This is a genomic window from Psychrobacter piscatorii (assembly GCF_043641605.1).
GTDB lineage: Bacteria > Pseudomonadota > Gammaproteobacteria > Pseudomonadales > Moraxellaceae > Psychrobacter > Psychrobacter piscatorii_C.
In genome coordinates, this window is the sequence record NZ_JBHZRK010000017.1 from 69,363 (window position 1) to 80,629 (window position 11,267).

9 protein-coding genes are annotated in these 11,267 nt (G+C 40.8%); 8 read left to right on the top strand and 1 reads right to left on the bottom strand.

Features of this window, described 5'->3' with window-relative positions:
• Nucleotides 1-7 precede the first annotated feature (7 nt).
• Entirely contained in the window at nt 8-676 is a 669-nt protein-coding gene (locus ACHUET_RS13430; RefSeq protein WP_394213522.1) for a hypothetical protein, read from the top strand.
• A gap of 53 nt (nt 677-729) precedes the next feature.
• A complete protein-coding gene (locus tag ACHUET_RS13435; protein WP_394213524.1) occupies nt 730-1,281 on the top strand; it encodes a hypothetical protein in 552 nt (183 codons plus the stop codon).
• Between the two features lie 141 nt (nt 1,282-1,422).
• On the opposite strand, the gene rluB is transcribed toward ACHUET_RS13435, so the two are convergent.
• On the bottom strand, nt 1,423-2,349 hold the full coding sequence (gene rluB, locus ACHUET_RS13440) for a 23S rRNA pseudouridine(2605) synthase RluB (RefSeq protein ID WP_201602464.1): 927 nt from the start codon (nt 2,347-2,349) through the stop codon (nt 1,423-1,425).
• A 652-nt stretch (nt 2,350-3,001) separates the two neighbouring features.
• On the opposite strand from rluB, the gene ACHUET_RS13445 reads away from it, so the two are divergent.
• The 6 genes from ACHUET_RS13445 (at nt 3,002) to ACHUET_RS13470 (ending at nt 11,222) form a co-directional block, all read left to right on the top strand.
• Nucleotides 3,002-4,024, top strand: a complete 1,023-nt coding sequence (locus ACHUET_RS13445) for a polysaccharide biosynthesis/export family protein (protein ID WP_394213526.1) — start codon at nt 3,002-3,004, stop codon at nt 4,022-4,024.
• Between the two features lie 9 nt (nt 4,025-4,033).
• Nucleotides 4,034-4,510 carry a low molecular weight protein-tyrosine-phosphatase gene (locus tag ACHUET_RS13450; RefSeq protein ID WP_394213528.1) on the top strand — a complete coding sequence of 159 codons (477 nt, stop codon included), beginning with the start codon at nt 4,034-4,036 and terminating at the stop codon, nt 4,508-4,510.
• A 31-nt stretch (nt 4,511-4,541) separates the two neighbouring features.
• Nucleotides 4,542-6,803 carry a polysaccharide biosynthesis tyrosine autokinase gene (locus ACHUET_RS13455; protein ID WP_394213530.1) on the top strand — a complete coding sequence of 754 codons (2,262 nt, stop codon included), beginning with the start codon at nt 4,542-4,544 and terminating at the stop codon, nt 6,801-6,803.
• 55 nt (nt 6,804-6,858) lie between these two features.
• A complete protein-coding gene (locus ACHUET_RS13460) occupies nt 6,859-8,856 on the top strand; it encodes a polysaccharide biosynthesis protein (RefSeq protein ID WP_394213532.1) in 1,998 nt (665 codons plus the stop codon).
• A gap of 135 nt (nt 8,857-8,991) precedes the next feature.
• Nucleotides 8,992-10,791, top strand: a complete 1,800-nt coding sequence (locus ACHUET_RS13465) for an ABC transporter ATP-binding protein (protein WP_394213534.1) — start codon at nt 8,992-8,994, stop codon at nt 10,789-10,791.
• Nucleotides 10,792-10,820: 29 nt separating this feature from the next.
• Complete coding sequence (locus ACHUET_RS13470; protein ID WP_394213536.1) at nt 10,821-11,222, top strand: hypothetical protein; 402 nt, start codon at nt 10,821-10,823, stop codon at nt 11,220-11,222.
• Nucleotides 11,223-11,267 lie beyond the last annotated feature (45 nt).

An 11,267-nucleotide genomic window follows, 5' to 3' on the forward strand; every position in this document is an offset into this window, starting at 1 on the left:
CAACCTGATGACCCAAGTGACTGCTATGTTAGTGATGTTTGTACTATACGGAGTGCTGCCGGCCGCTGGGTTATATCTGGGGTATCGTGGTATTAAGAAAGTCACCGCTCCCAAAATGCTGGAATATACTGCCATGCCGCAACTGGGCTATATACCAGAAAAGAGCCTACCCGTTGAAGTCAAAACAGCACTCGACCAAATCAATCGAAAAGGTGAGAAGCTACGTGTCATCTATGGTGATACCAATAATGACGGCAAAATAGACGATAAAGACACCATCAATGAAACTTATATCATGATCCAAAATCTGATGGACAGACACGTACCACAAGCAGTGGCAGATTATCGCCGCTTGCATGACTTAGATGTGACAGATGGCGCGCGTGCCGATACCACTAAGATTAAACATTCAGATGTCACTGGCAAACAAGCATTGTTAGAAGTGCTTAAGACGATCAACACACAGTTTGATGACTTACTCAATGCCTCATACCATCAAGATGGCCAAAAACTGCTCGCGACCAATCGCTATCTGCAAACGCGTTTTGATCATCCAAATGTGGATTCAACAATGCAGCCGCTGAGTAATCTCAGTAAGGAAACAGAGGCTATTGAGTCACCTACTTTGAGTAGCACGGATGTGAAAAATCCAGTAGCAGAAGATATTAAACGCTAAATGCCAACGATAAGTAGTCATACATAGAATTGAGTGATAAGTAGCGAGCAGTTATGAGTATATTAATAGGCATCGGTATTGTAACGACCGTCACGACTTTTTATCTAGGTAGAAAAGGCTGGCATGCATTGCACAAAGCGGTCGGTATTACTCCAGGTGTGCTTATATATCAAGATGATCATGCGCCATTGTCACTGGCTACGTTAAGTTGGGAGCAGCTTAACTTGAATAAAAAGCACTTAAAAAGCTTGTCAGATCAGCAGCTACGGCAGCTACGACGTATCGATCAAAAAGTGAATAGCTATCAAGCTTATCAGGCAGTATTACAAGCTCAACATAAAACACCTGCTATAACAGAAGCAAAGTTTGTATTGAATAAAATGCTGCAAACTCGGCTACCCGAAATGCTAGCCACTCACTACCAATTAACAAATATAAATGTCACTAATGAGAATAGTGAAAAGAGGTTAGAGGCTAGTGAGTTATTGCAAAGTGTTTTAGATAATATCGAACAGCGGTTGGATAGACTACTGGCACAAATGGACGAGGAGCAGCTACAAGCGCTGCGGGTTATGAAGCATTACATTAATAGCCACGATAGCTGAGCCATTATTTTTATACTGAGCAACTGTGACGCCTGTAAAAGAGACACGAAAAAAGCGGTCAATGATGAATAGTCATTGACCGCTTTTTTTATGTTTATTCTAAATCTATCAAAAACTTAGAATAATGTTAAATAAACTTAACTAGCGTTTATCGTTGCGATCACGGGTATTACGTGTACCGCGGCTGGCAGGGCTAGCACTGCTTTTAGGCTTCGCGCTGCTGTTGCGATTGTCGTTACGAGTGTCCGTACGACGTGCTTTAAGTGGCTTATTTCTGATACGCTCTTGCTTTTCTTTAGCCGCGCCATGTAGACCTGTGCCATAACGTGGGCGTAAGCTCACCAAATCGGTCAATGTATTGATCTCTTTTTTATCGAGCTCTAAGAAACGACCTGTACGTAACTCTTTTGGTAAGGCGATTGTACCGTAGCGTGTACGCAATAGGCGGCTAACTTTCAGACCTTGTGACTCAAATAAACGACGTACTTCACGGTTACGACCTTCTTTGAGTTGGACGTGATACCACTTATTAACGCCTTCACCGCCGCCTTCTTTGATATCGTCAAACTGTGCCATGCCATCTTCTAACATAACACCAGCAGTCAAAGTACGGGCGATATCAGGAGTCACTTCACCCAACACACGAACGGCATATTCACGCGTCACTTCGCTAGAAGGATGCATCAGGCGATGCGCCATCTCACCATCATTGGTAAATAATAGTAAGCCAGTTGAATTGATATCCAAACGTCCAACCATGACCCAGCGATCATGAGTGAGCTTTGGCAAGCGCTCAAATACAGTCGGACGACCTTCTGGATCCTTGGCTGAGCAGACTTCACCTTCAGGCTTGTAATAAGCGATCACTCGGCGACGCTTCTCATTTTCGGCAGTATATTTGATCTGACGACCATCCACACGAATTTCATCGCCTGGTGTGACACGGTCACCAATCGTTGCTGGACCATTATTAACAGATACGCGACCTGCTTTAATCACTTCTTCCATTTGGCGACGTGAACCAAGTCCCATACGGGCTAGCGCTTTTTGTAACTTTTCATCTTTCATATTAATGTCCTTGAGTCGGTGGGTTTACATTTCTCAATGTATAAAATTAGAGCGGCTATTCTACGCTATTTTAACAAAATTAGCACGCAAACGCATGCTTACTACTGATAGTAATTCAAGCTAAAGCATACCTAGCAGATAAAAGTTTGTCAGAGATGCGCATGATATACGAGATAAGTCGTCAATGAATCATTGCAACAAGCCGTTTTTAGATAACAAATACTTACACTTTGAAAGCGACAAGAAGAGGATATGATCAATAATTGTTGAATTTTATTCGGAGTGTAAATGGTGTATTTTTGCCAGCGATATTTATGAATGCATCTGAATAACATATTTGGGGCAATGGGCTAACTAATTATAACTACAGTATAGAACAACTATATTTTTTATAAAAATACTTATAAATCATATGTTAATACTCTTACTAAGCAAAATTTTATTAATTGTTTCATAAGAATTTATAAATATTGCGTTGTCTATAGTTTAGGAGTATATTCAATAAATACATTCTTTTTTATGAATATATAGATGCATTAGAGTGGTTTGGTTTGATTCACAAATATAAATATGAGTAACTGTTATGGTTTATAAATATTTCATTTTTGTACACAGACGCTTCTTGACAGTAAGTATATCTTGCTTATTTTTGATGGGGTTACTGACTGGTTGTACCATTAATTCAGGACTTCAGTCAGGAGTATTACCAGAATCTGGTACTTTTACTGCAGAAAACGGTTTGCAGTTTCATATTCAGCCGTTGAGTCTGGCGACCTTGCCCCGCACAGTAGCACCCATGCCCAATCAAGACCTCTATCATCTAATCAAAACTTCTGGACGAGTCAGCTATGGCATCTCGAAAGGGGATACGCTCAATATTATCCTTACCAGCTATCCAGATATTAACGCCTCAACTGCCAGCCTGACCGTTGATCAACAAGGTTTTATACAGTTTCCGTTGATAGGCCGTATTCAAGCCAGTGGTATGAGCGTACCGCAATTCACCACAGTGCTACAAAGTAAGCTACAGCGTTATCTCAAGTACTCAGATCCACAGGTGAAGATTATTAATTACCGTGGTAGTAAGTTCTTTGTGGATGGGGCAGTAAAGCAATCTGGAGAGTTTGCTATTGCGGATGTACCGATCTCAGTATATGGGGCCATCTCTATGGCAGGTGGTACAACTGAGACTGGCGATTCCAATAATATCGTACTGAATCGTCAAGGTAACAGCTATAACTTAGGACTTCAATCGTTACAACAGATGGGATTGTCTGCCAATCAAATATACCTACGGGATGGCGACTCTATTCACGTCAACAGCCAAAGCCGTAATAAAGTCTATGTACTGGGAGAGTTTGGAAAGATTGAGCCAGTTGCTATTCCTGAGCAAGGACTGAGCTTAGCGCATGTGCTGGGCGAGTCAAACGGGTTGGATTCCAATACCGCCAATGCGGCTAAGGTATACATCGTTCGCGATAACCCACAGTACCAATACACCAATATTTACTATGTCGATATGCAGAGCATCACGAGTTTGGCGTTAGCTAGCCGTTTTAATATGCAGGCCAATGACATACTTTATGTTGACCCAACAGGCTTGGCACGCTGGAACCGTATTATTAGCGCGATACTGCCATCAACTTCTGCAATCAATGTAATCTCAGGACTATAGGTATCAGTTATGGACGCATTTGATAACATTTTAGTCATTTGTATTGGCAATATCTGTCGTAGCCCGATGGCAGCTGCTCTATTGACTGAGCGCTATTCTGACAAACATATCGAGTCTGCGGGTTTGTCAGCACTCATAGGGCACTCTGCGGATACAACAGCGATTGAATTAATGGCTAGGCACGATATAGACATAAGCTCGCATGTTACCAAGCAAATCAGCGAAACGCTGGTGAGAGAGGCAGATTTAATTTTAACGATGACAACCGAGCAAACCAAATGGATTGAAAGTCGTTGGCCATACTGCCGTGGTAAAACGTTTCGAATCGGTTGTTGGCTGCATAAAGATATTATCGACCCTTACCAGCTTGACGTTGGAGTATTTGAGATCAGTAGACAAGATATTGTCGATAGTCTTGAGCAATGGAATGACAAGATTAGTGACGCGACGCCAATCCAAACTTCGACGCTAAGCGAGTGCTATTAAGCGATCAACATTGAATGATGAGTATATGGTTATGAATAATATAGATTCAAAAGACCTATCAATGCCTATGGGCGAAAAAGACAATGACAACATCGACTTAATGGCGCTGGTCTTGGTTTTGATGCGTGGCTGGAAAATCATCGCACTCATGGCATTACTAGGGTTCTTGATAGGCTTTCTGTATACCCGCTATGTCAATCCAACTTTCCAGTCGGACGCGCTGATACAGATCGAAGAAAACACGCAAGGCGTAGAGGCGCTTGGTGAAAATATCTCGGGTTTGGTCAAAGAGGAAACAAGTAAAGCAGAGACAGAGGCCGAACTCATACGTTCGCGCATGATATTAGAGCCTGTGGTTGATTTATTGAATTTACGTACTCGACTGACAGATCCCAATATTGGATATATCGATAGAATAAAAAACAATCGTATCGATACGCAAATAAACACTCCTGATAGTGTGTCGCTCAACACGGGAAACGGTCTAGTACAAATTGAGCAATTTGATGTAGCACCTGAGTATCTTAACCAATCCTTTACGTTGATCAGGTCTGCAACGGGGTTCGTCTTGAGCAATGGCTTTGATGAATTTAAAGGTCAACTTGGTCAGCCGCACCAATTTGAAGGACTGAATGGTCAGATTAATATCAAGGTGACTGAGCTACCAACGGATAGCTATCCTATTAATATTACTAAACAGACGTTAAAGACCACGACAGATGCTATCAATAGCACTTTGTCTGTTGAAGAAAGAGGGGATCAAACCAGTATTATTCAACTGTCTATGATAGGCACCAACCAGCAGCAAATTACTACCATACTCAATCAGATAGTCCAGTCTTATGTCGATCAAAACCAATCCCGTGGCTCGGAAGAAACGACCAAAACCCTTGCCTTTATGGAAACGCAAATTCCAGCATTAAAAGAAAAGCTAGAAACCTCTGAAGCGCTATTCAATGATTTTCGTAAAAAATATGGCACTATTGATGTGGGTAAAGAAGCAGAGCTTTTATTGAATGAAAAGTCTCGAATCGGTGAACAGCTCAATGACCTCAAGCTCAAAAAAGCAGATCTGACGACCTATTACACTGAAGAGCATCCAATGGTCATTCAGATAAATGAGCAGCTCAAAGTACTGAATAGTCGGACGCAAGCAATAGACAATACCGTTGCTGGCTTGCCTGAAATCCAGCGAGAGTTTTTGAAACTATCAGAAGATACAGCACTCAACAGAGAAATCTATCTGACACTGCTCAAAAATTATGAACAGCTCAAAATCGTTGAAGCCGGTCAAGTTGGTTATGCTCGTATTTTGGACAGACCAACCAGCACCTTTGATGCCATAGCACCAAACAAACTGCAGATCATTATGCTAACTGGGCTTATAGGCACCATGCTTGGGGTAATATCGGTTCTACTCAAAAACCTAATTCGAAATGTTGTAAAAGATCCGGAGCATTTGGAGGCCAAAACAGGCATACCTGTCATCGCGACGATTCCACGTTCCCCCTCAATATCTAAGCTCGGTAAAAACAAAAAAAATACCGATCGTATGCTTGCTCATGTGGATCACAACGGCTTAAGTTACGAAGCAATCAAAAGTTTGAGGACAAACCTTATATTTGGGATGCCGGTAGGAGCGGTAGCTGGACAGTCTGCCAAAGTGATACTGATCACAGGAGAGAGTCCGGGTGTCGGCAAGTCTTTTATTACTGCTAATCTGGCAGAGGTGTTCTCACAGCTTAACAAAAAGATTTTGGTCATTGATGGGGACATGCGCTTAGGAGAGTTACACAAAATGTTTGGCATGAGCCAGCATGAAGGTTTGGCTGATTATCTACTACAGGATGAAAGGGACCTTGTCCCAGTAAGCGAACCGCATATCAATACTGATATCTCTAAATTGAATCTCGAAAGCTTTATTCAACCAACTGGTATGAAGCATATTGATTTCATATCGCGAGGGCGACAGTCTCATAACCCTACATCATTACTGACAGGAGAGAGCTTCAATCATTTGATGGCAGGGTTGAAAAAGCAGTACGACTATATTGTTATTGATGCGCCACCAATACTAGCGGCTTCAGATGCCATGGTATTAGGGCAATATGCAGACAAAGTACTACTTGTCACTAAGTTCAATCATTCAGTAGAAGGACAACTGATTTATGCCATCAAACAGATGAGCAGAGCCAATGTACAGGTAGATGGCATCGTTCTCAACGATGTACGTCAGAGCATTATAAATAAGTATAGTTATAACTACCATTATGCTTATGGACATACCCAGTAACTTGTTTTTTTACGGCTGCTTCTCATGAGTAACATAACTTAAGTAGGTGAGTCTTATGTTTATAAAAACAGAGTTCAACGAAGCTTATCAGGCGCCCAATGACGTGAGTCGATGGTCGAAGCGTGTGGCTCTGTATTTATTGTCATTACCACGGTTTGCCAAGTGCTCTATATTATTTAGCATAGATTTTGCAATCTCGATACTTTGCTTATTCTCTGCATTGGCGTTACGACAAGGTTATATTGACTATCATATCAGCCTTGCTGGATTGGTGTTTTACGCACTTATTCCAGTGGCTAGCTTGTATTTGATAGGTTTTTATAAGAGCGCCTCTAGAGGGTTTTTTGATGCCGCTATGGGACGTATATTACAGTTATTCCTACTACTTATTATTGTCTATGAGCTCATTATTTATTCAAATATAGTGGCGACAATGCCGCGCTCAGCACCAATCATATTTTTATTTCTATTTTTTATTTGGTTATGGAACAGTCGGCTAGCGATACGTGGACTGCTGACACGATCAAAAAGATCAGATGAGCAGAAGGGCTTAGACAGTTGCTGCGACAACGTGATTATTTATGGTGCTGGAGAAGCTGGTAGAGAGCTATTAGAAAGCTTGAGACACTCTCATAAATATAATGTGATGGCATATATCGATGATGATCCACAGCTAACCGGCGCTTATCTGCATGGCAAAAGAATCTATGCTGCTCATGCTCTGCCTTGGCTCATTGAGAAATGTGATGTCGCACAAGTGATTTTAGCGATTCCATCTATGAGTCGTCTGCGCAAAAAGCAAATTATGGACAGCCTAGCCAGTATATCGGTCAAGATAAAGGATCTGCCAAGCTTGCGAGAGCTTGCTGATGAGAGAGTGACCGTCAGTCATATACGGCCAGTTGACATATTAGACGTACTCGAAAGAGAAACTGTCGAACCAGTCGCAGAACTACTGCAAAAAAATATCACTGGTAAAAATATTCTTGTTACAGGCGCTGGTGGCTCTATCGGTAGCGAGTTGTGTCGACAAATAATGAAAAACAAACCTTCATGTTTAGTGTTATACGAACAGTCCGAGTATGCCTTATATACGATAGATCAGGAGCTTAGGAAGCAAATAGCAGATGATAGCAATTGTCGTAATATTGAGATTGTTAGTATCATCGGGAGCGTGGGCAACGAAAAAAAATTAATTAGTATATTCAAAAATAGCCATATAAATACGATTTATCATGCGGCAGCCTACAAACATGTGCCTATTGTGGAGTCTAATCCTTTTGAGGGAACCATTAATAATACCAAAGGCACGTACCATTGTGCTCGTGCTGCGATACGGGCAAACGTCGAAACCTTTGTATTGATCTCTACTGATAAAGCAGTGCGACCAACCAACGTGATGGGCGCATCCAAGCGCTTGGCTGAATTGGTTTGCCAAGGGTTTAGCCAAAGCAACAGTAAAACTTGTTTTAGCATGGTGCGCTTTGGCAATGTTTTAGGTTCCTCAGGCTCTGTCGTACCATTATTTACCAAACAGATTGAGCAGGGTGGTCCGATCACCATCACGCATCCAGAAATAACTCGCTACTTCATGACCATTCCAGAAGCGGCCAGCCTCGTCATCCAAGCAGGTGCAATGGCATTTGGCGGTGAAGTATTTGTACTAGATATGGGTGCACCAGTCAAAATCGTTGATCTTGCCAAGCGTATGATTCGTTTGACAGGGTGTGAGCTAAAAGATGCGAGCAACCCAAATGGTGACATCGAAATTGTCTTTACAGGATTGAGGCCCGGCGAGAAGCTCTATGAGGAGTTGATTATCGGTGAAGACAACATCGAAGCTACGTTTCATCCACTCATCATGCAAGCTATGGAGCATAGCTATCCTTTAGAAGATATCGAGACTATTTTATTTGAATTTATCGCAAGAGCAAAACAGCAAGATACTGAATGGTTGAAAGAACAGTTTAGAACCTTTGTCGAAGGCTACCAAGAAGGCGATAACACTGAAATTGAAAAGAAAAATATAGAACAATTAGAGGTGGTTGGTTAAGGGGTAGTAGTGATATTAAGTAGGGGTGTTAAATAGCAGTTATAGGATTGGTCTACATCATATATTCCAAGGGATTAGAGCATTGATACCTTGATATTTAGCTTTTCCACTAAACAGGCTGTAGTTGAGTAAACCATGTTAAAAGTAATTAAACAGCTGTTTTCACTGCTAACAGATAAGCAGTTAAAACAATTTTATATATTACAAGTGCTAGTAGTCGTGATGGCTTTTACGGAGCTATTGGGGATTGCTTCTATAGCGCCATTCATGGCGCTGGTCGGTGATATCAGTATCTTAAAAACGAATACAGTTTTTTCTGAAATATACCAATTTTCTGGCTTAAATAATCCAACAGACTTTTTGTTCTATAGCGGTTTTTTCGTTCTGATTATGTTGACGGTTTCTACTATAGTCTCAATGTTTACCATTTGGAAATTATCGATTTTTGGCGCTCGTATCGGTACAGAGATTGCTGATCTCTTATATACATATTATATGCAGCAAAGCTGGCAGTTCCATGCAAGTAGTAGTAGCGCACAGCTGACCAAGCAAGTATCTACAGAGGCTGCGCGAATCAGTATTGGAATTATGCAGCCACTTGTACAGATGAATGCAAAGATCGTTTTGGCCGCTTTTATCTCTATTAGTATCGTCATCTACGACCCTCTAATAGCCATTTTGGGATTGGTTATATTTTCATTAGCATATTTTTTACTTTATAGCTTGGTTCGTGAAAAGCTCGCCGTAAATGGAGATAAATTGTCAGAGATCTCTACTGAACGTTTCAGGCTCATGAATGAAGGTTTTGGCGGTATCAAAGACGTATTACTATTGGATCGCAGCCATGATTTTATAGAAAGCTTTCAAAACAGTGGCAAAGTGTTTGCGCGAGCTCAAGGAACCAATATAGCTATTAGCCAAGTACCACGTTACTTCATAGAACTTATAGCTTTTGGTGCGATGATTTCTTTGGTATTGCTATTAATAAAGTTACATGCTGGTAATTTAGGAGAAGTCTTACCTATTTTGGCAGTTTATGCACTTGCAGCGTTTAAATTACTGCCCGCATTACAGCAAATTTATTCTAGTGTTTCCCAAATCAAAGGAAATATAGCAGCTTTTGAAGCGGTCAAAGAAGATTTAGAGCGCGCATTTAATAATCAAAAACCTATAAATAGTGGTTCATCACCTATACCAATATACCTAAGAAAAAGCATCGTTTTAAAAGATATTGAGTTCAGTTATCCAGGTAAACATAGAGTGGCAATAAACGGCGTCAACATGAACATTCCAGTGAATAGCGTGATTGGCTTGGTAGGTTCGTCAGGCTCTGGTAAGTCTACCTTGATAGATTTATTACTTGGCCTACTGACACCGCAACAAGGCAGTTTGTATATAGATGATACCCGTATTACCGCTACAAATAAGCGGGCATGGCAGGACTTGTTAGGGTTTGTACCGCAAAGTATTTTTTTGAGTGAAGGAACGATTGCGGAAAATATTGCTTTTGGTATTCCCAAAAAAGACATTGCGTTGAACAAAGTGAATAGAGCACTGATTTTAGCCAACTTATCTGAGTTAGTGGCGCAGCTACCAGATGGTATCAATACAAAAGTAGGCGAGCGTGGCGTTCAGTTGTCAGGGGGTCAGCGTCAACGTATCGGTATTGCACGAGCACTTTATCATGAGGCAGAAGTTCTAGTTTTTGATGAAGCAACCAGTGCGTTAGACGGTATTACAGAAAAGATAGTAATGGATGCCATTCATGAATTTAGCGGTCAAAAAACCATCATTATGATTGCCCATCGCCTAAAGACGGTCGAAAAATGTGACCTTATCTACTTTATGGAACAAGGAAAAATCATTGATTACGGCACTTACCAAGAGCTTGTGGTACGTAATCTGAAGTTTAAGGAAATGGCTAAGCATGCCTAGACTTGATGTACTTTTATAGGGATATGATTATGTCTGATTTTATAGTTAGCAGTATCAAATTAAGAGATTCTGGAAAGGGGGTTTTGTACTCATATGAAGTCTCAGACAGTATAAAAAAATTCTTCAAAGAACCTTTTTTTATTGACTATGACGTCAGTGTCGAAGACGTACCAGATAGTATTTTGATTATCCCATTATTAGCAAATGTATTACCAATATCTTGGTTGGTTGGCTTCAACATAACGGTTGATTCACTTGATGAGCAATTTTATCAAGCGGCATTAGAGATTAAGAAAGTCTTTATAGAAGAGTTTCCAGAGATATCAAATAAACAATCTAATATTATTTTTAGTCAATTAGAGCGTAATCATGCAGAGATCAAAAAAGATGCAATGTTATTTAGGGCGTGTCTTCAATTGGATAAGGCATAAATAATAGTTACAATACCGCATCTATTGAAACGATGCGAGCAATAC

Coding starts and splice junctions, on each gene's coding strand:
- ACHUET_RS13430 (WP_394213522.1), top strand. CDS start 8: ATGACCCAAGTGACTGCTATGTTAGTGATGTTTGTACTATACGGAGTG.
- ACHUET_RS13435 (WP_394213524.1), top strand. CDS start 730: ATGAGTATATTAATAGGCATCGGTATTGTAACGACCGTCACGACTTTT.
- rluB (WP_201602464.1), bottom strand. CDS start 2,349: ATGAAAGATGAAAAGTTACAAAAAGCGCTAGCCCGTATGGGACTTGGT.
- ACHUET_RS13445 (WP_394213526.1), top strand. CDS start 3,002: ATGGGGTTACTGACTGGTTGTACCATTAATTCAGGACTTCAGTCAGGA.
- ACHUET_RS13450 (WP_394213528.1), top strand. CDS start 4,034: ATGGACGCATTTGATAACATTTTAGTCATTTGTATTGGCAATATCTGT.
- ACHUET_RS13455 (WP_394213530.1), top strand. CDS start 4,542: ATGAATAATATAGATTCAAAAGACCTATCAATGCCTATGGGCGAAAAA.
- ACHUET_RS13460 (WP_394213532.1), top strand. CDS start 6,859: ATGTTTATAAAAACAGAGTTCAACGAAGCTTATCAGGCGCCCAATGAC.
- ACHUET_RS13465 (WP_394213534.1), top strand. CDS start 8,992: ATGTTAAAAGTAATTAAACAGCTGTTTTCACTGCTAACAGATAAGCAG.
- ACHUET_RS13470 (WP_394213536.1), top strand. CDS start 10,821: ATGTCTGATTTTATAGTTAGCAGTATCAAATTAAGAGATTCTGGAAAG.